26 protein-coding genes and 2 tRNA genes are annotated in these 22,402 nt (G+C 69.6%); 15 read left to right on the forward strand and 13 right to left on the reverse strand.

Annotated elements, in window-relative coordinates:
* Window position 1 precedes the first annotated feature (1 nt).
* From ACN6M5_RS02910 to ACN6M5_RS02925, 4 genes are read left to right on the forward strand one after another with little or no spacing between them, the layout of a single operon-like run.
* On the forward strand, window positions 2–1,549 hold the full coding sequence (locus ACN6M5_RS02910) for an ABC transporter ATP-binding protein (protein WP_434952308.1): 1,548 nt from the start codon (window positions 2–4) through the stop codon (window positions 1,547–1,549).
* Window positions 1,546–2,325 (forward strand): energy-coupling factor transporter transmembrane component T family protein, encoded by a 780-nt coding sequence (locus ACN6M5_RS02915; RefSeq protein WP_434948439.1) that lies wholly within the window; start codon window positions 1,546–1,548, stop codon window positions 2,323–2,325. Before ACN6M5_RS02910 ends, ACN6M5_RS02915 begins: the two co-directional genes overlap by 4 nt.
* Window positions 2,309–2,935 carry a nucleoside/nucleotide kinase family protein gene (locus ACN6M5_RS02920; protein ID WP_434948440.1) on the forward strand — a complete coding sequence of 209 codons (627 nt, stop codon included), beginning with the start codon at window positions 2,309–2,311 and terminating at the stop codon, window positions 2,933–2,935. Before ACN6M5_RS02915 ends, ACN6M5_RS02920 begins: the two co-directional genes overlap by 17 nt.
* Window positions 2,932–3,198, forward strand: a complete 267-nt coding sequence (locus ACN6M5_RS02925; protein ID WP_085368518.1) for a hypothetical protein — start codon at window positions 2,932–2,934, stop codon at window positions 3,196–3,198. Before ACN6M5_RS02920 ends, ACN6M5_RS02925 begins: the two co-directional genes overlap by 4 nt.
* A 34-nt stretch (window positions 3,199–3,232) precedes the next feature.
* Here ACN6M5_RS02925 and ACN6M5_RS02930 read toward each other — a convergent pair whose 3' ends face one another.
* From ACN6M5_RS02930 to ACN6M5_RS02945, 4 genes are all read right to left on the reverse strand, one after another.
* Entirely contained in the window at window positions 3,233–3,586 is a 354-nt protein-coding gene (locus ACN6M5_RS02930; RefSeq protein WP_434948441.1) for a metallopeptidase family protein, read from the reverse strand.
* A gap of 2 nt (window positions 3,587–3,588) precedes the next feature.
* Window positions 3,589–4,647 carry a hypothetical protein gene (locus ACN6M5_RS02935; protein ID WP_434948442.1) on the reverse strand — a complete coding sequence of 353 codons (1,059 nt, stop codon included), beginning with the start codon at window positions 4,645–4,647 and terminating at the stop codon, window positions 3,589–3,591.
* A 33-nt stretch (window positions 4,648–4,680) separates the two neighbouring features.
* Window positions 4,681–5,433 carry an aggregation-promoting factor C-terminal-like domain-containing protein gene (locus ACN6M5_RS02940; protein WP_434948443.1) on the reverse strand — a complete coding sequence of 251 codons (753 nt, stop codon included), beginning with the start codon at window positions 5,431–5,433 and terminating at the stop codon, window positions 4,681–4,683.
* Window positions 5,434–5,766: 333 nt separating this feature from the next.
* Entirely contained in the window at window positions 5,767–7,062 is a 1,296-nt protein-coding gene (locus ACN6M5_RS02945) for an MFS transporter (RefSeq protein ID WP_434948444.1), read from the reverse strand.
* Window positions 7,063–7,136: 74 nt separating this feature from the next.
* Between ACN6M5_RS02945 and ACN6M5_RS02950 the strand changes: the two genes are divergently transcribed.
* The gene (locus ACN6M5_RS02950) at window positions 7,137–7,688 is read left to right on the forward strand and encodes an ArsR/SmtB family transcription factor (RefSeq protein ID WP_434948445.1); all 552 of its coding nucleotides are present in this window, start codon (window positions 7,137–7,139) and stop codon (window positions 7,686–7,688) included.
* Window positions 7,689–7,741: 53 nt separating this feature from the next.
* On the opposite strand, the gene ACN6M5_RS02955 is transcribed toward ACN6M5_RS02950, so the two are convergent.
* The 3 genes from ACN6M5_RS02955 to ACN6M5_RS02965 form a co-directional block, all read right to left on the reverse strand.
* Window positions 7,742–7,817: transfer RNA gene (locus ACN6M5_RS02955), tRNA-His, on the reverse strand.
* 50 nt (window positions 7,818–7,867) lie between these two features.
* Window positions 7,868–8,488, reverse strand: coding sequence for an oligoribonuclease (gene orn, locus ACN6M5_RS02960; protein ID WP_168689314.1), 621 nt, complete (start codon window positions 8,486–8,488; stop codon window positions 7,868–7,870).
* A gap of 9 nt (window positions 8,489–8,497) precedes the next feature.
* Window positions 8,498–9,256, reverse strand: a complete 759-nt coding sequence (locus tag ACN6M5_RS02965) for an SGNH/GDSL hydrolase family protein (RefSeq protein ID WP_434948446.1) — start codon at window positions 9,254–9,256, stop codon at window positions 8,498–8,500.
* A gap of 159 nt (window positions 9,257–9,415) precedes the next feature.
* On the opposite strand from ACN6M5_RS02965, the gene ACN6M5_RS02970 reads away from it, so the two are divergent.
* Window positions 9,416–9,724: a thioredoxin domain-containing protein gene (locus ACN6M5_RS02970; protein ID WP_085368511.1), complete on the forward strand. Its 309-nt coding sequence runs from the start codon at window positions 9,416–9,418 to the stop codon at window positions 9,722–9,724.
* A gap of 52 nt (window positions 9,725–9,776) precedes the next feature.
* On the opposite strand, the gene ACN6M5_RS02975 is transcribed toward ACN6M5_RS02970, so the two are convergent.
* Both ACN6M5_RS02975 and ACN6M5_RS02980 read right to left on the reverse strand, forming a co-directional pair.
* Window positions 9,777–9,849: transfer RNA gene (locus ACN6M5_RS02975), tRNA-Arg, on the reverse strand.
* A 31-nt stretch (window positions 9,850–9,880) separates the two neighbouring features.
* The gene (locus ACN6M5_RS02980; RefSeq protein WP_168690844.1) at window positions 9,881–11,185 is read right to left on the reverse strand and encodes an MFS transporter; all 1,305 of its coding nucleotides are present in this window, start codon (window positions 11,183–11,185) and stop codon (window positions 9,881–9,883) included.
* Between the two features lie 159 nt (window positions 11,186–11,344).
* On the opposite strand from ACN6M5_RS02980, the gene ACN6M5_RS02985 reads away from it, so the two are divergent.
* Entirely contained in the window at window positions 11,345–12,199 is an 855-nt protein-coding gene (locus tag ACN6M5_RS02985) for a LysR substrate-binding domain-containing protein (RefSeq protein WP_085368509.1), read from the forward strand.
* Window positions 12,200–12,290: 91 nt separating this feature from the next.
* Here ACN6M5_RS02985 and ACN6M5_RS02990 read toward each other — a convergent pair whose 3' ends face one another.
* Entirely contained in the window at window positions 12,291–13,508 is a 1,218-nt protein-coding gene (locus ACN6M5_RS02990; protein ID WP_085368508.1) for a cation:proton antiporter, read from the reverse strand.
* Between the two features lie 75 nt (window positions 13,509–13,583).
* On the opposite strand from ACN6M5_RS02990, the gene nadE reads away from it, so the two are divergent.
* A complete protein-coding gene (gene nadE, locus ACN6M5_RS02995) occupies window positions 13,584–14,426 on the forward strand; it encodes an NAD(+) synthase (RefSeq protein WP_085368609.1) in 843 nt (280 codons plus the stop codon).
* Between the two features lie 87 nt (window positions 14,427–14,513).
* On the opposite strand, the gene ACN6M5_RS03000 is transcribed toward nadE, so the two are convergent.
* The gene (locus ACN6M5_RS03000; RefSeq protein ID WP_434948447.1) at window positions 14,514–15,263 is read right to left on the reverse strand and encodes a hypothetical protein; all 750 of its coding nucleotides are present in this window, start codon (window positions 15,261–15,263) and stop codon (window positions 14,514–14,516) included.
* A gap of 115 nt (window positions 15,264–15,378) precedes the next feature.
* Window positions 15,379–16,395 (reverse strand): aldo/keto reductase, encoded by a 1,017-nt coding sequence (locus ACN6M5_RS03005; protein WP_434948448.1) that lies wholly within the window; start codon window positions 16,393–16,395, stop codon window positions 15,379–15,381.
* A 47-nt stretch (window positions 16,396–16,442) separates the two neighbouring features.
* On the opposite strand from ACN6M5_RS03005, the gene msrA reads away from it, so the two are divergent.
* The 5 genes from msrA (at window position 16,443) to ACN6M5_RS03030 (ending at window position 20,536) form a co-directional block, all read left to right on the forward strand.
* Complete coding sequence (gene msrA, locus ACN6M5_RS03010; RefSeq protein WP_168689318.1) at window positions 16,443–16,970, forward strand: peptide-methionine (S)-S-oxide reductase MsrA; 528 nt, start codon at window positions 16,443–16,445, stop codon at window positions 16,968–16,970.
* Between the two features lie 196 nt (window positions 16,971–17,166).
* Window positions 17,167–17,574, forward strand: coding sequence for a single-stranded DNA-binding protein (locus ACN6M5_RS03015; protein WP_434948449.1), 408 nt, complete (start codon window positions 17,167–17,169; stop codon window positions 17,572–17,574).
* Window positions 17,575–17,648: 74 nt separating this feature from the next.
* Window positions 17,649–18,212: a DUF6993 domain-containing protein gene (locus tag ACN6M5_RS03020; protein WP_434948450.1), complete on the forward strand. Its 564-nt coding sequence runs from the start codon at window positions 17,649–17,651 to the stop codon at window positions 18,210–18,212.
* Between the two features lie 57 nt (window positions 18,213–18,269).
* Entirely contained in the window at window positions 18,270–19,952 is a 1,683-nt protein-coding gene (gene ettA, locus ACN6M5_RS03025; protein WP_085368504.1) for an energy-dependent translational throttle protein EttA, read from the forward strand.
* 107 nt (window positions 19,953–20,059) lie between these two features.
* Complete coding sequence (locus ACN6M5_RS03030; RefSeq protein WP_434948451.1) at window positions 20,060–20,536, forward strand: acyl-CoA thioesterase; 477 nt, start codon at window positions 20,060–20,062, stop codon at window positions 20,534–20,536.
* 62 nt (window positions 20,537–20,598) lie between these two features.
* On the opposite strand, the gene ACN6M5_RS03035 is transcribed toward ACN6M5_RS03030, so the two are convergent.
* Window positions 20,599–21,027 carry a QcrA and Rieske domain-containing protein gene (locus tag ACN6M5_RS03035; protein WP_434948452.1) on the reverse strand — a complete coding sequence of 143 codons (429 nt, stop codon included), beginning with the start codon at window positions 21,025–21,027 and terminating at the stop codon, window positions 20,599–20,601.
* A 127-nt stretch (window positions 21,028–21,154) separates the two neighbouring features.
* Between ACN6M5_RS03035 and ACN6M5_RS03040 the strand changes: the two genes are divergently transcribed.
* Window positions 21,155–21,664 carry a sigma-70 family RNA polymerase sigma factor gene (locus tag ACN6M5_RS03040; protein ID WP_434948453.1) on the forward strand — a complete coding sequence of 170 codons (510 nt, stop codon included), beginning with the start codon at window positions 21,155–21,157 and terminating at the stop codon, window positions 21,662–21,664.
* Window positions 21,661–22,398, forward strand: coding sequence for an anti-sigma factor family protein (locus ACN6M5_RS03045; protein WP_434948454.1), 738 nt, complete (start codon window positions 21,661–21,663; stop codon window positions 22,396–22,398). Before ACN6M5_RS03040 ends, ACN6M5_RS03045 begins: the two co-directional genes overlap by 4 nt.
* Window positions 22,399–22,402 lie beyond the last annotated feature (4 nt).

Consider the following 22,402-nt stretch of genomic DNA (forward strand, 5'->3'; position numbering starts at 1 on the left):
CATCGCGGGCAGTGCGGATGGTCTGCGCGGACCGTCAGCCCCGGTCGCCGTTCGGGTCGACGACTGGGGCTGGCGCTATGCCGGGCGCAACGCGTGGGCGGTCAGCGGGCTGAGCCTGAACATCCAGCCGGGGGAGCGGGTGCTGCTGCTCGGCGCATCCGGAGCGGGCAAGTCGACCGTGCTCGCAGGACTCGCCGGCGTGCTCGGCGGGGACGACGACGGGGAGACCGTCGGGTCCGTCACCGTCGGGGGACGGCGCCCGGCCGAGGCGCGTGGGGCGAGCGGGCTGCTGCTTCAGGACCCGGACTCGCAGGTCATCCTGGCGCGCGTCGGAGACGACGTGGCCTTCGCCTGCGAGAACCTCGGCGTGCCGCGCGAGCAGATCTGGCCGAGGGTGCGGGATGCGCTCGACGCGGTGAGGCTCCGGGTGCCGCTCGACCACCCCACCGCGGAGCTCTCCGGCGGTCAGAAGCAGCGGCTCGCCCTCGCCGGGCTGCTGGCGATGCGGCCCGGACTGCTGCTGCTCGACGAGCCGACCGCGAACCTCGATCCGGACGGCGTGATCGAGGTGCGTGAGGCTGTCGAGTCCGTGCTCGAGGCCACCGGGGCGACGCTGATCGTGGTCGAGCACCGCGTGGCCGTCTGGCGCGGCATCGTGGACAGGGTGATCGTGCTCGCCTCCGACGGCGGTGTGCTCGCCGACGGACACCCGGATGCCGTGCTCGCCGACACCTCGAACGAGCTGAGAGCGGCGGGCGTCTGGCTGCCCGACGAACCGGTGCCGGTCGCCAGGGAGGTCGTCACCGGCGCACCGCTGCTGACCGCCGACGCGCTGGCGTTCGGCCGCGGTCCTGCCGTCGTCCGTCGCGCCCGGCGGGGGAGGCGCGGCCACGCGGACAGGACGGCCGACCTCGCCGCCGCAGCGCTGCCCGATCGAGTGGATGCGCGCATCGCCGAGGGCTCGGCGCTCGCCCTGGTCGGCAGGAACGGCGCGGGCAAGTCGACCCTGGCGCTCACCTTCGGCGGCCTGCTCCCTCCGCTCGGCGGGGTACTGCGCGCAGAGGCGGCCCTCGCCGGTCAGGCCGGGCAGGAGCCCTCCGCGTGGCGCTCGCGCGACCTGCTCACCCGCATCGGCAGCGTGTTCCAGAATCCGGAGCACCAGTTCGTCGCCTCCACGGTCCGGGACGAGCTCGCCATCGGGCCGCGCGTCCTGCGCGAACCGGAGAGCGCGGTGACCGCGCGGGTCGACGAGCTGCTCGACCGGCTCTCGCTCGCACCGTTCGCCGACGCGAACCCGTTCACGCTCTCTGGCGGCCAGAAGCGCCGCCTCTCGGTGGCGACGGCGCTCGCCACCCGGCCCACCGTTCTCGTGCTCGACGAGCCGACGTTCGGCCAGGACGCCAACACCTGGGCCGGCCTGGTCTCGATGATCGCCGAGCTGCGGGCCGACGGGCACGCCATCGTCGCCGCGACCCACGACGACGAGTTCGTGACCGCCATCGGCGCGACCAGGCTCGCGCTCGGCGCCGGAACGGAGGTGCGCGCGTGAGCATCATCGCCCCGGTGCGCCAGGGACCGCTCGGCGCCGTCAACCCGGTCGCCAAGCTGGGCGCAGCCCTCATCGTCACGGTGGTGCTGCTGCTGTCCATCGACATCGTCTCCGCCGCAGTCGCGCTCGGCCTCGAACTGGTGCTGCTGTGCTTCTCGCGCATCCCGTTCCGGGTGCTCGCGCTGCGCACGGCTCCGGTCTGGATCGCCGCGCCGCTCGCCGGGATCACCACGCTGCTCTACGGCCGCACCAGCGGCGTCGTCTACGTGCAGTGGATGTTCGTGGAGATCAGCGACGGCTCCATCCAGCTGGCGGTCGCGACCACCCTGCGCATCCTCGCGATCGGCCTCCCCGCCGTGCTGCTTTTCATCACCATCGACCCGACCGACCTGGCCGACGGCCTGGCACAGGTGCTTCACCTTCCTGCGCGGTTCGTGCTCGGCGGCCTGGCCGGGCTGCGGCTGGTCGGGTTGTTCGTCGACGACTGGCGCGCGCTCAGCCTCGCCAGGCGCGCCCGCGGCATCTCCGAGTCCGGAGCGCTCCGCCGGATGCTCGGTCAGGCGTTCGCCCTGTTCGTGCTGTCGATCCGCCGGGGCACCAAGCTCGCGACGGCGATGGAGGCGCGCGGCTTCGGGGCGTCGACCGTGCGCACCTGGGCGCGGCAGAGCGTGTTCCGTGGGCGAGACTGGGTGGCGCTCTCCGTCGCCGCAGCCGTCGCGATCACCGCGGCAGGCGCCGCCATCGCAGCGGGGACGTGGCATGTCTTCGGTGCGTGACGCCGAGCTGCGGCTGCGAGATGCGCTGCAGCGAGCGATCCGGGATGCGACTGCACGCCGGGCGGCGCCGGTCGTGCTCATCGACGGGCCGAGCGGGGCGGGGAAGAGCTCCCTCGCCGACCTGCTGCTGGCGGACTGGCCGGGCGACGTCGCCCCACGGCTGGTGCGGATGGACGACCTGTACCCGGGCTGGGGCGGGCTGGATGCGGCGAGCGAGGCGGTCGGGACGGACCTGCTCGCGCCACTCCGCGCATCCGGGGCAGGACGGTGGCGACGCTGGGACTGGGCGGCCGACGCCCCCGCCGAGTGGCACACCGTCGACGGCGACGCGCCCCTGATCGTCGAGGGATGCGGGACGCTCGCTCGTGCGAACGCGCGGCTCGCCGACCTCGCGCTCTGGCTCGACGCGGACGACGCCCTGCGAAAAGAGCGCGCGCTCGCCCGCGACGGACTCTCCTTCGCCACCCACTGGGACCAGTGGCAGCACGACTTCGAGCGCTACCTCGCGCGCGAACGCCCGAGGGAGAACGCCTCGCTCGTGCTCGACGTGACCGACTGGCCGCTGGCCGCAGCCCGGCAGGCAGCGCAGAGGACTAACGTTGAGGCATGACCGCAGCAGAACAGACTGAGACCGAGTACATCGTCGAATACGTCGACGGCCCCCTGGCCGGAACGACCGAGCGACGCCTCCTGATCGACGGCAAAGTGGACGAGCGCATCGGCGCCGTGGCGGCCATCGAGGGTCTCGAGTCGCTGTTCTGGTACGTGGCGGGCGCCGAGCGCACCGTCAACGGCGAGAAGTACGTGTCGTACTCGTTCGACGCCCCGGACAGCGACCCCGTCGAGACCGAGAAAGAGGAAGAGTCCCTCTAGTCCGGCAGCTGGCGGGCCGGGCCGACCGCGCCGGTTAGGCCCAGCCGAGCTCGTGCAGGCGGGCGTCGTCGACGCCGTAGAAGTGCGCGATCTCGTGCACCAGCGTGACGTGGATCTCCTCACGGAGCTGATCGATGTCGTCGCAGATCGACAGCAGCGGCTCCCGGTACAGGATGATCCGGTCCGGCATCTCGCCGAAGCCGTAACTGTCGCGCTCGGTGAGCGCGACCCCGTCGTACAGCCCGAGCAGGTCGAGCGAGCCGTCCTCCGGACGGTCCTCGACCACGAACACGACGTTGTCGAGCCCGTCGACCATCTCGTCCGGCAGCTCGTCGAGCTCGTCGGTGACCAGGCGCTCGAAGGCGTCGGCGTCCAGCTGGATCGGCACGGTCACCACGCCTGGGCGGTGGCGGCGTGCAGGTCGAGCAGTTCGACCGTGCGCTCGCTCGGACCGCGGCCGAACCCGCACTCCGTCGCGACGCCGAACCTCGGCTGAACGGCCGCCGCCGCCGCGATCCTGCGCTCGGCGCCGTCGACGCCGTCCTCGTGGTGCAGCAGCCCGAGGTACAGCTCGGTGTGCTCCGGCACGGTCACACCGGCGAGCGGGGCGAAGAACTCCGCGTCGTCGCGCTCGATCGGCACGGGCAGGTGGAACCAGGTGATCGGGCGGGTCGCGGCGCCGAGCACGCCGGAGAGCACGTCGGCCAAGTGTCCGGCGTCCGTCGGCTGCACGAAGTGCGCCTCCTCGACGTCGCCGTAACAGAGGTGGTATCCGACCTCGACGTCGGCCGGGACGGCGGCGGCCTGACGGACGGCGCGTTCGACGACACCGCCGAGCACGTCGTCGAACCACGGCACGATGGCGTGGTGCGACCGGATGTTCGCCGACTCGAGCAGGGCGAACTCGACGGCCGTGTCCCACTGGATCGCGAGGCTGTCGTGCGGGATGCCGTCGACGATGCGCTGGAGCTCGGCGAACAGGGCCCGCTCGTATGCAGGCTCGAACGCCGCGCGGTGCTCCGCGACCACGAACGCCCCGGTGATGGCCGCCGGTGTGGGCAGCGACACCTGGAACCGGGTGCCCTCCGCGATCTCGCCGGCCGCGCGCATCCTGTCGAAGGTTGCGAACGACTCCAGGGCCGCGTCGGCGTAACCGAGGTTCGGGAACACGAGGTCGTCGGCGGACACCCCGTCGTCGATCACGAAGGGGCGCCCGTCGAAGACGCCGCGGATGTAGAACGGCTCGACCGGGATGCGGGACAGCCCGCCCATCGTGTCGAAGCGCTTGGTCTGGAACTGGATCCAGTAGAACCGCTCACCGACCTCGCCATCCGGGATGCGGTGCATCCGGTCGCCGAGGTGGGTGCTGACGGTGCGGAAGACGGTCTCCGCGTCTGGCAGGTTGACGCTGCCGACGAGGTGGGCTCCCTGGACGGTGGGGGTGTTCACCCGCGCGAGTCTACCGGGAGCCCGTGCCGTGGATCAGTACCAGTTGACCGACTGCGAGTGCGACCAGGCGCTGCACGGGGTGCCGTACGAGCGGGAGATGTAGTCGAGGCCCCACTTGATCTGGGTGCCGGCGTTGGTCTGCCAGTCGCTGCCCATCGTGGCCATCTTGCTTCCGGGGAGGGCCTGCGGGATGCCGGTGGCTCCGCTGCCCGCGTTGTACGCCTGGTAGTTCCAGCCGGACTCCTTCTGCCACAGGTTGCTGAGGCAGGAGAACTGGTCGTCGCCCCAGCCGTGCGCGGCGAGGAGCGAGCGGGCGACCGACTTGGCGCCGTCCGGGGTGTTGGCGTTGGCGAGCGCGGCCACCGCGGCCTCCGCCGCCTTGCGGTCTGCCTCCGCCGCCGCTGCCGCGAGGGCGTCGGACGCAGCCTTCGCGCTGTCGATGGTGGTGCGGAGCGTCGAGTCGTCGAGCTTGTGATAGCTGTCGAGACCGGCGATGGCGGTCTTGGCCGCCGTCGGGTCTGCCTTCGCCGCGTATGCGTCGACGGTGCGGGTGGCGCCGACGATGGTGGTCTTCGCCTCGGATTCGAGGCGGTGGCGCACGATGCTCTCGTACACGCCCAGCTGTTCGTGGTGCATCCCGGTGGACTCGGAGAGTTCGCGGGTCTGCTTCTCGCTCTGCTGCTGGGCGACAGCGGGAGCGAAGAGCGATGCCGTCATCAGGGCGGCGGTGACGCCGGCGACGATGTGGCGGAAGGGGATGGTGGTGTTCTTGAAAGTGAGGGGCATGTGGTTCCTGGTTACGGGCTTCCCCGCCTGCCGTTCTGCGCACTCGGGCGCAGGGGAGGCACGGCTCTGCAGCGGTGAGGCTGCGACCCGGCGGGCTGACACCGCGCAGGCACAGGCGTGATCCACCGGCGACCTGGTGGTCCGATGGCGTGCTGTGCGCAACGCGGGTGTGCCGCGCGAAACGTTCGGCGGGCATCCGGGGGTATGGGGGGTGGATGCGCGGCAGGTGCACGGCACGACGGCGTACAGTGCCGTCGACCCGACAACGTTAGACGGCCAGTCTGGACGCGAGAGGCACGGAGCCTGGCAAAGTCGTGTGTGTGTTGCTGCTGATCAGCGGCCGTTTTCCTCGGCGGGGGACGGCCCGCTGGCGGAGGAGGTGGCTGTGGCGGTCGCGGCGGCGTGCTCGCGTTCCGCGGCCTCGTCTGCCGCATCCATGCGGGTGTCGGTGACCCAGAACATCCCGAGCAGGAGGCAGACCACCACGACGCCCATGCTGAGGAAGACCGCAGGCAGGCCGAAGAATTCGGCGATCACACCGCCGAGAGCCGCGCCGAGCGGCATGGTGCCCCAGGCGACCAGCCGGTATGCGCTGTTGACCCTGCCGAGCAGGCGGGGCGGTGCGATGCGCTGGCGGAGCGAGACCGTGATGACGTTCCAGATCGACACGGTGATGCCGCCGAGGAAGAACGCGGCGCCGATGACCCACGCGTCGGTCGTGAACGCGGGCGTCGCGACCGTGAGCACGCTGCCCAGGATGGTGAGGGCGAGCGCCCTGGCACGGCCGAGCCTCCGCTCCGCCCACTCCGCGGCGAACGAGCCGAGCACGCTGCCGAGCGCGGACGCGGTGAGCAGCAGGCCGTAGCCGGGGTCGGTCAGCTTCATGGCAGAGTTCGGGCCGACCGCGTAGAGCACGAGCACGGTGAAGGTGGCGCTCGACGCCAGGTTGAAGACGCCGACCATGATCGCCAGGACGCGCAGGATCGTGTTGTGCCAGAGGAAGCGCAGCCCCTCGGCGATGTCGGTGCGGATGGTGGTGGTGCCGGGGTGGTCGGTGCTGAAGCGCCCGCGGACGAGCAGCAGCATCCCGATCGCCAGCACCCAGAGCAGGACGGGCGCCCCGAAGGCGACGGCGATCCCGGATGCGACGAGGAAGCCGCCGAGCGGAGGCCCGACGAACTGGTTGGTGGTGAGCTCTGCGGCGTAGAGGCGGCCGTTGGCGCGGGAGAGCGCGTCCCTGCTCACGAGCTGGGGGAGGATCGACTGGGCGGAGGTGTCGTAGACCGTCTCCGCCGTGCCGACGAACAGGGCGACGGCGTAGAGCATCCAGATGGATCCTCCGCCGAGCAGGGCGATGACGACGAGCGCGGCCAGCAGCGTGGCGCGGGCCGTGTTGCCGATGAGCATTAAGCGCCGGCGGTCGAAGCGGTCGGCCAGGGCGCCGGCAGTGAGGGCGAACAGCAGCCAGGGCAGGGTGAAGGCGAAGCCGAGGCCCGCGATCAGCGCCGGTGACTCGGTGTAGCGGATGGCCACGAGCGGGAGCGCGACCTTCATCACGCCGTCGGCCAGGTTGGAGAGCGCGGACGAGGTCCACAGCTTCCAGTACGGCGCTCCGAGGGACGAGGTCATGGAAGAACGATGACACAGTGATTGAGAAAACTCAATCGATGGGAGAAAGACGGATCGAAGCGTAGAGTCTGCGTATGAGCGAGAGCGACAGCGCCCCCATCCATCCGGTCGACGCCAAGCGGCGCCCGGCGACGGTGAAGGAGACGAAAGCACTCGCGCATCCACTGCGGGTGCGCATGGTGCGCCTGTGCGGGCAATACGAGCTGACCAACAAGCAGCTGGCCGACCGCCTCGGCGTCGATCCCGGCACGGCGCACTATCACGTGCGCCAGCTCGTGGATGCGGGCTTCCTGGAACCCGCGCCGGTGCGCACGGGGGAGAGCGGCGCGCTGGAGAAGCCGTACCGCTCGACGGGGCGCAGCTGGTGGCTGTCGGATGCGCTGGCCGGGTCGGACCCGAGCGAGGGGTTCGCCCCGGTGGAGGCGTTCCAGCAGGAGCTGGCGGAGGCGGGGCCGACGTCCATCGCCACGTACGCGCGATTCTCCCTGCATCTGTCGCCGGAGGACATCGAGGAACTGGACCGCAGGATCGTCGCGGTGATCGACGAGTACGTGGAGACGGACGATTCGCGGCGGGACCTCCCGGTGCATGGCGGGATGTTCCTGCTGCACCGCTCGGCGGACTGAGCGCCGGCCTCAACGACGAAGCCCCCGCGCAATGCGGGGGCTTCAGTTCTCTTTGGGGTGAGTAACGGGGCTTGAACCCGCGACCTCCTGGACCACAACCAGGCGCTCTACCAACTGAGCTATACCCACCATGTCTTCGTCCGGAACGCGGTCCCGAACAAAGCAACTCGACGATTCTATTACATTCGCGGGGCCCATTTTTCCACTACGGCCGCCGACACGCTCTGAACGTCGTCCGTGGTGGGTCCCGGTTCGCCCACGAACGCTGCGCGGCGGTAGTAATCGAGCTCCCGGATCGACTCGAGAATGTCGGCGAGAGCGCGGTGACCGCCGTGCTTCTCGGGCGCGTTGAAGTAGATGCGCGGGTACCAGCGGCGGGAGAGCTCCTTGATGGAGGACACGTCGACGCTGCGGTAGTGCAGATGGTTGTCGAGGCGCGGCATGAACTTGGCGATGAACATCCGGTCGGTGCCGATGGTATTTCCGGCGATCGGCGCCGTGCGCGCGGTCGGCGCGAACTTGAGCACGTACTCGAGCACCTCGTACTCGGCCTCCGCCAGGCTCTTGCCGTTCGGGATCTCGTCGATCAGCCCGGAGGTGGTGTGCATGTCGCGCACGAAGTCGTTCATGTTCTCGAGCGCGGACGCGTCCGGCTTGATGACGATGCTGAGGCCGGGGTCGAGCACGTTCAGTTCGAAATCGGTGATGACCACCGCGATCTCGACGAGTTCGTCGACCTCGAGGTCGAGTCCGGTCATTTCGCAGTCGATCCAGACCAGACGATCCGAGGAATTTGCCATGCTGAAAGTCTAGTGCGGCCCTCCGACGGGCAGCGGCACCGGCTGTTTCGCATCCATGCCGTCCCCGGCGGAGATGCGCCGCATGCGCCTGGCCGCCCACGGGATGGCGTACACGCGCAGCCAGGTGCGCAGCGGGATCTCCTCCGGCGGGGGAACCGGCTGGTCGGCTGCCGCTTCTCCGGCGGTCGTCGCCGCGATCTCCGCGTACGGCACGCCGAGCGTGTGCGCCGCGTGCGCGGCGAGCAGCCGGTGGCCGCGGGCGCTCAGGTGCACGCGGTCGCTCGCCCACATGCTGCTCTCGCGGAACTCGCGCACGCCCCACACGTCGAGCACGATGGCCCTGTGGTCCCGCGCGATGCTCCAGATGTTGGCGTTGAAGACGGCGGCGCGTCCGCGGAACGGCTTGAGGAAGAACGCGAACTGCGGGTCGAACAGGTTCGCCAGCAGCACGGTCGCGCCGGCCTCCCGCAGCGACCGGATGCCGGAGTCAAGGCGCGAGGCGAGCGCATCCGGATCGGCGGCCGGGCTCATCAGGTCGTTCCCGCCGACCATCACCGAGACCAGGTCAGGGGAGAGCCGCAGCGCGTGCGGTACCTGCCCGTCGACCACGTCGGCGATGCGGCGCCCCCGGACGGCGAGATTGGCGAACTCGAACGGATGCCCCGCCAGTCTGGCGTCCCCGTCGAGGGATGGCGGCGAGGCGGTCGGCCCAGCCGATCCACGCCCCGGCCGGTTCAGGGTGCTGCGCTCCGCGCGCGGGCGGGGCATCGCAGAGGCCCTCGGTGATCGAGTCCCCGAGGGCGACATACCGGGTGAAAGCTGTGCGGCTCACATCCCGAGTCTGCCCACCGGTGCCGGGATGCGCGTGCCGACAGCCGCCGCTTGGCTCGATGGTCTCCGGATGTTCCCCGGACGTACACTGGAACCGTGGATTCGACATCGGCCGTTGGCCGTCCCGTCACCGACGGAGACGCTGTCCGGCTCACCCTGTACACGTCGGCGTTCTGCGAGCCGTGCATGCAGACGCGCGCCGTGCTGGCCGAGGCGGCGCGGCTCGTGCCGCTGGTGACCGTGACCGAGCTGGACGTCGCCCGCAACCTGCAGAGCGCGGAGGCCGACCGCATCCGGGTCACCCCCACGGTGATCGTGGCGACGGCTGCCGGCGACGAGGTGTTCCGCGCGGAGGGCGTTCCGACGCTGCAGCAGGTGCTGGTCGCCGCGGCGAAAGCGGTCTGAGCTCAGGTTCGGCGCGGCGCGGCGCGTGCGGCCCAGTCGTACTGCACAGCGGTGCCCCCGGCAGGAATCGAACCTGCGACCAAGAGATTAGAAGGCTCCTGCTCTATCCGCTGAGCTACGGGGGCGTGATTTCCACGATACCGCAGCCCGTCGGCCTCAGAGCGTCGCGCCGCTCTTGCCCGCCCTGTTGACGATGGCGATGGTGGGGCGGCGGCCGCGCAGGCCGAACCGGAGCCGCAGGCTCGCGCTCCTGGCGATCAGCAGGGCGATCACCACGGCGGCGACCGCGGGGACGACGCCGGAGATCATCATCGCGATGTGCGGCCCGACCTCCTCGACGACCCAGCCCATGAACGGTCCGCCGATGGCCTGGCCGCCGAGCAGCACCAGGATGTAGAGCGAGATGACCCTGCCCCGGATCTGCACGTTCGACGACATCTGCACGAGCGAGTTCGCCGCGGTGATGAACAGCAGGTTGCCCACGCCGATGCCGATCAGGAGCACGCCGAACGCGATCTCCGACGGCGCGAATCCGGCGATGGCCTGGATGAAGCCGAGCGCGGCAGCCGTGCCGACCACCATGCTCAGCCGCACGCTCGTTCGGCGCGTGGATGCGAGGGCGCCGACCAGCGCGCCCGCAGCGACCAGCGCGTTGAACAGTCCGTAGCCCTGCGCGCCGACGTCGTAGACGTTGTTGGCGTAGGCCGCGAGGAACACGGGCATGTTGAACGCGAAGACGGCGATGATGGCGACCATCACGACGGTCCAGAAGATCACGGGCTTGCGGCGCACATACCGGATGCCCTCGGCCAGCTGGCCTTTCGCACGCGGGGCCGCAGGGGAGTGGTGCAGCTGCGAGCGGTTGAGCGAGAGCAGCGAGCCGACCACGGCGAGGCAGGCGACGGCGTTGATCACGAACGACCAGCCGCCGCCGACCGCGGTGATCAGGATGCCGCCGACCGCGGGGCCGATGAGGCCGCCGAGCTGGAAGATGGACGAGTTCAGGCTGATCGCGTTGCGCAGGTACTTCGGTCCGACCAGCTCGTTGACGAACACCTGGCGGGTGGGGTTGTCGACCACGGTCACCAGACCGAGCAGGAACGAGATGAGATAGACGTGCCACACCTGGGTGAGCCCGGTGAGGGTGAGCGCGGCCAGGACGCCGGCCAGCAGCGCAGCGCAGGTCTGCGTGACGATGAGGATCTTCTGCTTGTTGTACCGGTCGGCGATCACTCCGCCGTGCAGGCCGAGCACGAGCATCGGCATGAACTGCATGAAGACCGTGATGCCGACGGCCGCGACGCTGCCGGAGAGCTGGAGCACCAGCCAGTCCATCGCGATGCGCTGCATCCAGACGGCCGTGTTGGCGACGAGGTTGCTTGCGGCGAACTTGCGGTAGTTGGGGACTTTCAGTGAGACGAACGTCTCCCGCCACGGTGGGCGCGTGCTGAGAACGGGCATGGGCCCGGTCGGTGGGGCTGCTGCGGTGGAGTTTGCCACGTGTATTCCTGCGTATCGAGTTTCGTATGAGGTTTCTGCACCTTCGACGTTACGCAACCTGAGCTATTCTTGCAGCGAATTGAACCTATAACTCCTATTGGATTACCGAATGGATGCGCGATGTTCGACCCTGTGCTGCTCCGCACCTTCCTCGCCGTGGCCGACACGCACAGCTTCACGAAGGCCGCCGCGCGGCTCGGGATCAGCCAGCCGACGGTCAGCCAGCACGTCCGACGGCTCGAAGCGGCGGCGAAACGGCAGCTGGTCGCCCGCGACACCCGGGATGTGCGGCTGACGGACAACGGGGACGCGATGGCCGGGTTCGCCCGCACGATCCTCGCGGCGCACGCGGAGGCCGACCGCTACTTCAGCGGCTCGGCGATGCGCGGGCGACTGCGCTTCGGCGCGGCGGACGACCTCGCGATCACGACGCTCCCGCGCATCCTGCGCCACTTCCGGCAGCAGCACCCGCAGATCAACCTGGAGCTCACCGTCGACCAGTCCGCGCCGCTGTACCGCCGCCTGCAGGCGGGGCACCTCGACCTCATCTTCATCAAGCAGAACCCGGGTACGACGGAGGGCACGGTCGTCGCCACCGACGAACTGGTCTGGATGGGGCAGGAGAAGACGGTGCTGGAGCCCGAGCATCCTGTGCCGCTGATCGCATACCAGGGGCCGAGCATCAGCCGTCAGATCACGATCGACGCGCTGGAGGCCGCCGGCCGCACCTGGCGCATCACCTGCAACACGCGCGAGGTGAACGGGGTGCTCGCCGCCGTGCGCGCCGGCATCGGGATCGCGGTGTTCCCCCGGTCGCTCATCCCCACCGACCTCATCAAGGTCACCAACCGGTTCGGCCTGCCCGACCTCGGCCACGTCGATTTCACCCTGCTCTCCAACCCCGCCGCAGCCCGCGAGCCGGTCGACGCGCTCACCACCGCCATCCTCGCCCGCGCCGTCACCCGCATCCCCTAGCCGCCGACCCCAAACAATCGAGTCCGAAGTTGTTCACGCGACACGCCGGTGTAGGGCGTGAACAACTTCGGACTCGATTGTTTGGGTCGGGTCAGCCGACGATCGGGATACGGTCGGGGTCCGGTGGGCGGAGGCCGCCGTCGGAGGAGCGCTTGCGCAGCGTGAGCGCGATGATCGGGAACGCGAGCACGGACAGCATCCCGGCACCGACCAGCGCGGTGGCCGTCCCGGTCTTCAGGTCGCCCTCCGCCACCCCGATGTTCGTCACCGCCACGATGATCGGCAGACCGGTGGCGCTGAACAGCGTGAGCGCGCTGCGGTCGGCGAACGTCGACCCGCCCGGCGCGGCGAGCGAGCCCGGCAGCCCGCGCACGATCAGCATCAGGACCAGGAAGATCGGCAGCAGGAGCAGCGCGTGCGGGTCGGTGACGAGCGCGCGGAGGTCGAAGCCGATCCCGGTGTTGATGAAGAACACCGGCACCAGCACGCCGAACGCGACCGCCTCGAGCTTCCCCTCGACGAGTTTGGCGTCCGGCTCCGCGGCTCCGGAAAGCAGCACCCGGCAGATCACCCCGGCGGCGAACGCCCCGAGGAGCATGTCGAGCCCGAGCGCGAGGCTCAGCCCGACCAGTGCCGCGATCACCATCACGATGAATCGCACGGCGAACTGCCCGCTCGTGTGCAGCGTCGCCCGCACCAGCCCGTGGAAGCGCTCGTGCCCTCCGCGCGCGGCGAACCAGACGGCGAGGCCGGCGATCACCGCGAACGCGATCAGCACCAGGGAGGCCGCGAGCGGCTTCCGCCCGCTGAGGAACAGCGAGATGGCGAGCAGAGGACCGAACTCGCCGACGGCGCCGACCGCTGTGACGGCGCGCCCGAACGGCGTCTTCAGCTCGCCCGCATCCCGCAACACCGGCATCAGCGTGCCCAGCGCGGTCGAGGTCAGTGCGATCCCCACGAAAACGCCCGTCACCGCATCCGGGGACAGCAGGATGCCGATGACCACGCCGGCCACCAGCGAGATCAGCCAGCCGAGGGATGCGCGTTTCAGCGGCCGACCCTTGATCGCCGCGAAGTCGATCTCGTTGCCCGCCATGAAGAACAGGAACGCCAGCCCGAAGTTGGCGACAGCGTCGAGCATGTCCGACTTCGGCACCCAGCCGAGCACCGCGGGGCCGATCAGCAGCCCGAGCAGGATCTCGAACACGACGAGCGGTATCTTCGCCACCCGGCCGACCGCCGTGGCCAGCAACGACGCCACCACCGCGAGCAGCGGGACGAGCACGATGGTTCCGACGGCGGGGTCCATGCGCCGATGCTACTGGCTGCGAGCGATCAGCGGCCGTTCACACGGCGGAAACGCACCGGGGATATGGTGATGATCATGCGTGAACTCCAGGCCAGAATCATCGACGAACTGAACGTGAGCCCTGTCATCGACCCCGCAGCCGAGGTCGAGAAACGGGTTGGGTTCCTCGTCGAATACCTGACGACGACCGGCGCATCCGGTCTCGTCCTCGGCATCTCGGGCGGACAGGACTCGTCGCTCGCCGGACGACTCAGCCAGCTCGCCGTCGAACGCCTCGCCGAACGCGGGATCGACGCCGAGTTCATCGCCGTGCGGCTGCCGTATGCGGTGCAGCACGACGAGGACGACGCCCAGCTCGCCCTGTCGTTCATCCGGCCGCAGCGCACGGTGACGTTCAACATCCAGCGCGGCGTCGACGGCATCGAGGACGAGTACCTGGATGCGATCGGCGACGACATGTCCGACTTCAACAAGGGCAACGTGAAGGCACGCGCCAGGATGGTCGCGCAGTACGCCATCGCCGGGCAGCGCCGCCTGCTCGTCGTCGGCACGGACCACGCGGCGGAGGCCGTCACGGGCTTCTTCACGAAGTACGGCGACGGCGGCACCGACATCCTGCCGCTCGCCGGACTCAGCAAGCGGCAGGGCCGCGCCCTCCTGGAGTACCTGGATGCGCCGGCACGCCTCTACACGAAGGCTCCGACCGCCGACCTCCTCGACCACAACCCCGGCCAGACCGACGAGGACAACCTCGGCCTCAGCTACGCCGACATCGACGCGTTCCTCGAAGGCGAAGACGTGCCGGACAGGGTCGCGGAGACCATCGAGGCACGCTACCTGGCCACGGAGCACAAGCGGCAGCTGCCCGCCAGCATGTTCGACGAGTGGTGGCATCGCCGAGGCGACTACTCGCGCTGAGGTGCTAGACCTCGCCGCTCACGAAAACGGTCCAGGACCGCCACACCGTGGCAGTCCTGGACCATTTCTTCGTGGACCGGGGCCGGATCAGACCGGCTGGTTGAGCTTCGAGGTCGGAGCGGTGTCGGAGGCGACGGGGCCGGTGCCCGTGTCGCTGCCGGTGCGCTCTGCCGCGTAGGAGGGGAGCGGCGTCGTCGCGAGCTGCGTCTGGCCCGCCGGTGCCTGTGCCTGCGCTGCTGCGTGTGCTGCTGCTGCCTGGGCGGTCTGGTCGCCGGTGTCGGACGCGGTCGGCGCATACTGCTCGTGGTGCTGCTGGGCGACCCACGCATCCTGTTGTGCGATCAGCGTGCGGTCGGTGTCGGTGTTCTCGAAGCGCCAGCGTTCGAGGTCGCCCTGGAAGATGCGGCGGGCGCGGCTGGGCTTGTTCTGCCACTCGATGAGGCGGTCGCGGAACTCCGCGATGGCCGGGTCGAGCTGGTAGCCGAACGTGGCAGACGCACGCTTCATCTCCGCGAGCTGGTGACCAGCCCAGTTCGCTGCGATGCCGGAGCCCTTGATCGGGAGCAGTCGCACCATGATGTCGGCCTGGCCGACGGCGCGGTCGGAGAGCACCTGCTCACCCGGGGTGAGGGAGTTCCAGACGGACGCCTCCGTCGCAGCGTCGACGAGCGCCGCGATGGCGGACGCCTTCTGCTGACGGTCGGTGCGGGAGAGCAGCCCTTTGACCGCGCCGCGCGCGATCCAGGCGCCCAGCAGTCCGGCGATGATCACGGCGACGGCGAGAACCACCGCGTTGAACACCACCGGCTGCGCGTCGGACGAAGTGAGCCAATCCACGAAATCATTCCACCACTGCATGCGGTGATGTTAACCTCGGCGGTCTCTCATCTCCGGCACGCCGCCCGGCGCGTCCGCGTCCCCGTGATCAAGGTGTGACAGAACCCGCCTGCCGCTACTCGTCTTCGAGGTGCTCCGTGCCGTCCACTGCGTACGGCTCGATGCTGGCGATCTCGTCCGCCGTGAGTGCTGGCGCGTCGAGCGCGGCGATGTTCTGTTCCAGCTGGGCGACACTGGATGCGCCGATCAGCGCGCTCGTGACGCCCGGCTGCCGCAGCACCCAGCTGAGCGCCAGCTGCGCGAGCGACTGGCCGCGGGCGGCGGCGATGTCGTTGAGCGCGCGGGCGCGTTCCAGGTACACAGGGCTCAGCTGCTTCTCCGACAGGAAGTGGCTGGTGGCCGCGCGGGAGCCGGCGGGAACGGTGCCGTCCAGGTAGCGGTCGGTGAGCATCCCCTGGGCGAGCGGCGAGAAGACGATGCTCCCGGCTCCCACCTTCTCGAGCACGGGGAACAGGCCGTCTTCGATGTGCCTGTCGAACATCGAGTACCGCGGCTGGTGGATGAGCAGCGGGACGCCGTGGTCGGCCAGGGCCGCCGCAGCTGCCGTGGTCTGCTCCGGCGAATAGTTGGAGATGCCGGCGTAGAGCGCCTTGCCCTGCTTCACGGCGGTGGCGAGCGCTCCCATCGTCTCCTCGATCGGAGTCTCCGGATCCGGCCGGTGCGAGTAGAAGATGTCGACGTAGTCCAGCCCGAGGCGGCCGAGGCTCTGGTCGAGCGACGACAGCATCGTCTTGCGGGAGCCCCACTCGCCGTATGGGCCGTTCCACATGAAGTACCCGGCCTTCGTGGAGACCACGATCTCGTCGCGGTACGGCTGGAGGCCTTCGCGCAGGATGCGTCCGAAGTTGGTCTCGGCGGTGCCGGCGGGAGGCCCGTAGTTGTTGGCGAGGTCGAAGTGCGTGACGCCGAGGTCGAACGCGCGGCGCACGATGGCGCGCTGGGTCTCGATCGGGCGCTCGTCGCCGAAGTTGTGCCATAGCCCGAGCGACAGGGCAGGAAGCTTCAGCCCGCTGCGTCCGCTGCGGTTGTACGTCATCGTCTCGTAGCGGTTCTCCGCGGGTTCGTAAGCCATGTCTTCATCGTAGGAGAATGGAGGCGGTCGAAACGAAAGGGATGTTGATGGACACATATGTCATCGCCGGTGGGTGCTTCTGGTGCCTGGATGCGGTCTACCGTGTCCTCCGCGGCGTGCAGGACGTCGTCTCCGGATACACGGGCGGCACGGCCGTCGACCCCACCTACGAAGAGGTCTGCACCGGCTCGACCGGCCACGCGGAGGCCGTCGCGGTCACCTTCGACCCTGAGGTGATCCCGCCGAGCGTCATCCTCGACGTGTTCTTCACCCTCCACGACCCCACCCAGCTGAACCGCCAGGGTGCCGACATCGGCACCCAGTACCGTTCGGCGATGTTCTACGACGGCGACGAGCAGAAGGCGCAGTTCGAAGCGGCCATCGAGCGCGCGAAGACCTACTGGGACGGCACCGTCGTCACCACACTCGAACCGCTCGGCACCTTCTACCGCGCCGAGGAGTACCACCAGGACTTCTTCGCCAAGAACCCCGGCCAGGGGTACTGCCTGGCGGTGGCCCAGCCGAAGGTGAACAAGATCCGGGCCTCGTACGCGCCGTATGTGATCGCGGCGTAGCGGGCGCGCGGGCTTCTGCGCCGCGCTTCTCGCGGCCACCTTCTCCACGGCGCCTCTCGACCGCGCCTCTCCCGGCCAGCTCCTCCACAGCGCTCGGCCGAGCCCGACTTCTCCACAGTTCTCCCGCGCCCGGTCCGACGCCGACGCCCTCCCCGCAGACTCGGAACACCACACCGAGTCATCCGAGGAGAGCACCATGAACGACACCATCACCGTCACCGGAGTCGTGGCGACCGACCCGCGCCACGTCCTCACCGCCGAGGGCCTCTCGGCCACGAGCTTCCGCCTCATCACCACGAACACCGTCTACGACGTGGATGCGGACGCCTGGCAGAGCACTCAGTGCAACTGGTTCACGGTCTCCGCATACAGGCAGCTCGCCTCCAACGTGGCCGGCTGCGTCAGCCGCGGCGATCCGGTCCTGGTCACCGGCCGTCTCACCGTGCGCGAATGGTCCGACGGAGACGACCCGACCTCCCGCGGGATCACAGCGGAGATCGAGGCGGACGCCATCGGCCACGACCTCGCGTGGGGGAGCGCGACGTTCGCGCGCACCGTCCAGGGCGTCCGCGCGGTCGACGTTCCCTCAGCGACGGCTGTCTAGAATGAGGCATAACGATTCGAGCGCTGCCGTCCAGGCAGCGGCCCGCCAGGGCCGGAGTCCAGCGACGGAGAGCGATGCCCCACCTGCCCAGCCCCCACGCCGCGCCGGCCGCTGCCCGGCCCACCCACGCTCCCACGGGTGCGACCGCCACCGCGCGCCCGCTGCGCCACCTCCTCGCGTCCACCGCCGGGGTGCTCCTCATCGCAGGCTCGCTCGCCGGCTGCGTCGGTGGAACCCCGGCCCCGGCAACGACAGCGCCGACACCGTCCTCCACGCCCTCCGCCACGAGCACCCCTGCCGCGGGACCCACGCTCGTTCCCGGCGGCACCGCAGCGCAGAACCTCCCGTTCTTCGACAAGGTCAACCGGGCCACCCTCGCGGCGAACCCTGCTGCGAAGGGCCGCGACTTCATCGACGCCCTCGTCGCAGCCGGCTTCGACAAGTCGGCCATGCAACTCACGGTCGACACCACCACGATCGGCCTGGCCGCCAACTCGATCCAGTTCTCGGTCAAGCTCGGCGACACCTGCCTCATCGGCCAGAACGGCGCAGACGCGGGCGGCTACAACAGCATGACCACCACGGTGCTCGGCACAGGCGGCTGCCTCGTCGGCCAAACCAGGGCGATCGACTGGTAACGCAGCTCTCCCTCCCGCTGGACCGGCCGGCCCCATCCTCCGAATAGACTGGACCTCATGGCCGAATACATTTACTCGATGGTGCGCGCCCGCAAAGCGGTCGGCGACAAACTGATTCTGGACGACGTCACGATGGCGTTCCTGCCCGGAGCGAAGATCGGTGTCGTCGGTCCGAACGGCGCCGGTAAGTCGACCATTCTGAAGATCATGGCCGGGCTCGACACCCCGAGCAACGGCGAGGCGAAGCTCACGCCCGGGTACACCGTCGGCATCCTCATGCAGGAGCCCGTGCTCGACGAGAACAAGACCGTTCTCGAGAACGTCCAGGAGGGCGTCGGCGAGATCAAGGGCAAGGTCGACCGGTTCAACGAGATCTCCGCGCTGCTCGCCGACCCGGATGCCGACTTCGACACGCTGCTCGCCGAGATGGGCACCCTGCAGGAGCAGATCGACGCCCAGGACGCCTGGGACCTCGACTCCCAGCTGGAGCAGGCGATGGATGCGCTCCGCTGCCCGCCGGGGGACTGGCCGGTCAACACGCTCTCCGGTGGTGAGAAGCGCCGCGTCGCGCTCTGCAAGCTGCTGCTGCAGAAGCCCGACCTGCTCCTCCTCGACGAGCCCACCAACCACCTCGACGCCGAGAGCGTGCTGTGGCTGGAGCAGCACCTGGCCAAGTACCACGGTGCCGTGCTCGCCGTCACCCACGACCGGTACTTCCTCGACCACGTCGCGGAGTGGATCGCCGAGGTCGACCGCGGTCACCTGTACCCGTACGAGGGCAACTACTCCACCTACCTCGAGAAGAAGCGCGAGCGCCTCGAAGTCGCTGGCAAGAAGGACGCGAAGCTCGCCAAGCGCCTCTCCGAGGAGCTCGACTGGGTGCGCAGCAACGCCAAGGGCCGCCAGGCCAAGTCGAAGGCCCGTCTGGCCAGGTACGAGGAGATGGCGGCAGAGGCGGAGCGCACCAGGAAGCTCGACTTCGAGGAGATCCAGATTCCGCCGGGACCGCGTCTCGGCCAGGTCGTCATCGACGCGAAGAACCTGGAGAAGGGGTTCGGCGACCGCAAGCTGATCGACGGCCTCACCTTCACGCTTCCGCGCAACGGCATTGTCGGCGTCATCGGCCCGAACGGTGTCGGTAAGACCACCCTGTTCAAGACGATCGTCGGCCTCGAACCGCTCGACGGCGGCGAGCTGAAGATCGGCGAGACGGTCCAGATCTCCTACGTCGACCAGTCGCGTGGCGGCATCGACCCGAACAAGACGCTGTGGGAGGTCGTGTCCGACGGGCTCGACTACATCCAGGTCGGCAAGACCGAGGTGCCGTCGCGTGCGTACGTGTCGACGTTCGGCTTCAAGGGCCCTGACCAGCAGAAGAAGGCCGGCGTGCTCTCCGGTGGTGAGCGCAACAGGCTGAACCTGGCGCTGACGCTCAAGCAGGGCGGCAACCTGCTGCTCCTCGACGAGCCGACGAACGACCTGGACGTCGAGACCCTGTCCAGCCTCGAGAACGCACTGCTCGAGTTCCCCGGCTGTGCCGTGGTCATCACCCACGACCGGTGGTTCCTCGACAGGATCGCCACGCACATCCTCGCCTACGAGGGCACGGAGGAGGACCCGGCGAACTGGTACTGGTTCGAGGGCAACTTCGAGGCGTACGAGGAGAACAAGGTGCAGCGACTCGGCCCGGACGCCGCCAAGCCGCACCGTTCCGCGTACCGCAAGCTCACGCGCGACTGACACCCGCGTCGGCCGGCGCGCGCACGACCAGCGCCGGCCGACGAGCGTAACCACCGCACGCCGGCCAACGACTAGCGGCCGACGCGCACAGAACGAAGGGCTGCCTGATGCGACTGCATGTTCCGATCAAGCTCCGGTGGAGCGACCTGGATGCGTACGGGCACGTCAACAACGCCGAGATGCTGCGGCTCCTGGAGGAGGCGCGCATCGAGGCGTTCTGGGTCACCGACGACGCCGAGGAGGCGGTCGGAGGGTCGACCGCCGTCCTCGACGGGCGACCGGGCGCAGACACGCTGACGCTGATCGCGCGGCAGGAGATCGAGTACCTCGCCCCCATCCCGTATCTGCGGCAGCCGCTCGACGTGCAGCTGTGGCTGGGCAGGCTGGGCGGGGCGAGCCTGGAGGTCTGCTACGAGGTGCGGTCGCCCGCCGGAACCGAGCCGGAGATCCTGTACTCGCGGGCGGCGACGACCATCGTGCTGGTGGATGCGGCCAGCCAGCGTCCGCGCCGCATCAACGAGCGCGAGCGGGCAGCCTGGACGCCGTACCTCGACGACCCCGTGCAGGTCACCAAGCGCGCCTGACGCCGCCAAGCGCGCCTACCTCGCCTACCGCGCCTGACTCCTCCTACCGCGCCTGACGCCACCTACTTCGTCACGGTGACCGTCTCGCCGGACACGGTGGCGGTCAGCTTCGGGAGCGGCTGGCTGGCCGGTCCGCCGAGCACGTCGCCGGTGGTGGCGTCGAAGCGCGAACCGTGGCACGGGCAGTCGAACTCCTTGCCTTGCGGTGCGACCGTGCATCCCTGGTGGGTGCAGACGGCGCTGAACGCGACCACCTTTCCCGCGGTCGGCTGCGAGACCACGATCGGCGCAGAGCCCATCTTCGCCGAGACGGCGCCCCCGACCGGGATGGACGACAGCGGCACCTTCACGGAGCTGTCCGAGCCCGTCGGCTCCGAGCCGTCGGCGCCGTCCGCCGTACAGGCCGTGAGCAGCAACGCTCCGGCGCCGACGGCGGTGACACCGCCGAGCTGGACGAGGGTGCGGCGGGTGAGCGGTGTCGAGTCGTTCATGCGGGGTCCTCCCGGTCGGCGTAGCGTTCTCTTACGGTATGCACGAAGCTGCTGTGCGTACGGTTCACAGCGCAGTGTCGCAGATGAACCTTTTCGCATCCTGTCCCGTGTCTGTGGTGGAGGTGTCATGGCGAACGAGGATGCGCGGCTGTTGCACGAACTGCACGATCAGCACGCGCAAGCGGTCTGGCGCTATGTCGTGCATCTCACCGGCGACAGGGCGATGGCCGACGACATCGTGCAGGAGACCCTGCTGCGGGCGTGGAAGCGGCCCGCCGTGCTCGACCAGTCGCAGTCGTCGGCGCGGGCGTGGCTGTTCACCGTCGCCCGCAACCTCGTGATCGACGACAAGCGCAGCGCGCGCAACCTGCACGAATACGGCACGGACACCCTGCCGGAGCGCCCGGGGAACAGCGAGTCTGACGCTGTGCTGGACGCCTGGCTGGTGTCGGATGCGCTGGCCGAGCTGTCCGTCGAACACCGCGCCGTGATCGTCCACGCCTACTACGGCGGACGGTCGATCGCGGAGATCTCGCGCGAACTGGACGTTCCGGAGGGGACGGTCAAGTCGCGCATCCACTACGGTTTGCGAGCGCTTCGACTCGCCCTGCAGGAGAGGGGAGTGACGGAGCGATGACCGGACACGAGGAGTTCGCCACCTGGGACGGAGCATACGTGCTCGGGGCCCTGTCGCCCGCCGACCGGCGTGCGTACGAGGAGCACCTGCGCACCTGCGCGGCGTGCACCGCTGACGTGTCCGAGCTGGCCGGGCTGCCCGGCCTGCTGCGACAGGTGCCGCCCGAGGACGCCTTCGCGCTGCTCGACCCCGCGCCGGAAAGCGCAGCAACCGCCGGCGCCACAGGCACCACGGGCACCACAGGCACCACCGACTCGGCACCGGATGTGCTCCCCGCCCTCCTCAGCGCCGCGCGCCGCCGCCGGATGCGCACCCGCTGGTGGACCGCCGGCTCGCTGCTGGCCGCCGCCGCGATCGTCGCCGTGTCGGTGTTCGCGCTTCCGGCCGTGTTCGCGCCGCACGCCGACGTGGCGGGGACGAGGGTGACGCTGAGCCAGGTGGAGCCCAGCGCGCTCTCTGCCGACGTCCGGCTCGTCACCGAGCCGTGGGGGACCAGGATCGAATCGAGCTGCAGCTACTCAGAGGTGAGCGGCACCGAGGGCAAGAGCTGGGCGTACGCGATGGTCGTCACCGACCGTGCGGGCACGCAGACGCAGGTCGCCACGTGGACCGCGGGTCCTGGCACCACCGTGAAGCCGACGGCCACCACCAGCGTCGCCAAGGCGGACATCGCATCCATCGACATCCGGTCCGCGGTCGACGGGACAGTGCTGCTGAAGACCACCTTCGGGTAGCCGC

Origin of the sequence: Leifsonia araucanica, assembly GCF_051161895.1 — a bacterium.
In the GTDB taxonomy this organism is placed as follows: domain Bacteria; phylum Actinomycetota; class Actinomycetes; order Actinomycetales; family Microbacteriaceae; genus Leifsonia.

What these genes read in the sequence shown, in the direction of transcription:
- ACN6M5_RS02920 (WP_434948440.1), top strand. Translation starts at nt 2,309, where the DNA reads ATGTCTTCGGTGCGTGACGCCGAGCTGCGGCTGCGAGATGCGCTGCAG.
- ACN6M5_RS02925 (WP_085368518.1), top strand. Translation starts at nt 2,932, where the DNA reads ATGACCGCAGCAGAACAGACTGAGACCGAGTACATCGTCGAATACGTC.
- ACN6M5_RS02940 (WP_434948443.1), bottom strand. Translation starts at nt 5,433, where the DNA reads ATGCCCCTCACTTTCAAGAACACCACCATCCCCTTCCGCCACATCGTC.
- ACN6M5_RS02945 (WP_434948444.1), bottom strand. Translation starts at nt 7,062, where the DNA reads ATGACCTCGTCCCTCGGAGCGCCGTACTGGAAGCTGTGGACCTCGTCC.
- ACN6M5_RS02950 (WP_434948445.1), top strand. Translation starts at nt 7,137, where the DNA reads ATGAGCGAGAGCGACAGCGCCCCCATCCATCCGGTCGACGCCAAGCGG.
- orn (WP_168689314.1), bottom strand. Translation starts at nt 8,488, where the DNA reads ATGGCAAATTCCTCGGATCGTCTGGTCTGGATCGACTGCGAAATGACC.
- ACN6M5_RS02965 (WP_434948446.1), bottom strand. Translation starts at nt 9,256, where the DNA reads ATGCCCCGCCCGCGCGCGGAGCGCAGCACCCTGAACCGGCCGGGGCGT.
- ACN6M5_RS02980 (WP_168690844.1), bottom strand. Translation starts at nt 11,185, where the DNA reads ATGCCCGTTCTCAGCACGCGCCCACCGTGGCGGGAGACGTTCGTCTCA.
- ACN6M5_RS02985 (WP_085368509.1), top strand. Translation starts at nt 11,345, where the DNA reads ATGTTCGACCCTGTGCTGCTCCGCACCTTCCTCGCCGTGGCCGACACG.
- ACN6M5_RS02990 (WP_085368508.1), bottom strand. Translation starts at nt 13,508, where the DNA reads ATGGACCCCGCCGTCGGAACCATCGTGCTCGTCCCGCTGCTCGCGGTG.
- nadE (WP_085368609.1), top strand. Translation starts at nt 13,584, where the DNA reads ATGCGTGAACTCCAGGCCAGAATCATCGACGAACTGAACGTGAGCCCT.
- ACN6M5_RS03005 (WP_434948448.1), bottom strand. Translation starts at nt 16,395, where the DNA reads ATGGCTTACGAACCCGCGGAGAACCGCTACGAGACGATGACGTACAAC.
- msrA (WP_168689318.1), top strand. Translation starts at nt 16,443, where the DNA reads ATGGACACATATGTCATCGCCGGTGGGTGCTTCTGGTGCCTGGATGCG.
- ACN6M5_RS03015 (WP_434948449.1), top strand. Translation starts at nt 17,167, where the DNA reads ATGAACGACACCATCACCGTCACCGGAGTCGTGGCGACCGACCCGCGC.
- ACN6M5_RS03020 (WP_434948450.1), top strand. Translation starts at nt 17,649, where the DNA reads ATGCCCCACCTGCCCAGCCCCCACGCCGCGCCGGCCGCTGCCCGGCCC.
- ettA (WP_085368504.1), top strand. Translation starts at nt 18,270, where the DNA reads ATGGCCGAATACATTTACTCGATGGTGCGCGCCCGCAAAGCGGTCGGC.
- ACN6M5_RS03030 (WP_434948451.1), top strand. Translation starts at nt 20,060, where the DNA reads ATGCGACTGCATGTTCCGATCAAGCTCCGGTGGAGCGACCTGGATGCG.
- ACN6M5_RS03035 (WP_434948452.1), bottom strand. Translation starts at nt 21,027, where the DNA reads ATGAACGACTCGACACCGCTCACCCGCCGCACCCTCGTCCAGCTCGGC.
- ACN6M5_RS03040 (WP_434948453.1), top strand. Translation starts at nt 21,155, where the DNA reads ATGGCGAACGAGGATGCGCGGCTGTTGCACGAACTGCACGATCAGCAC.
- ACN6M5_RS03045 (WP_434948454.1), top strand. Translation starts at nt 21,661, where the DNA reads ATGACCGGACACGAGGAGTTCGCCACCTGGGACGGAGCATACGTGCTC.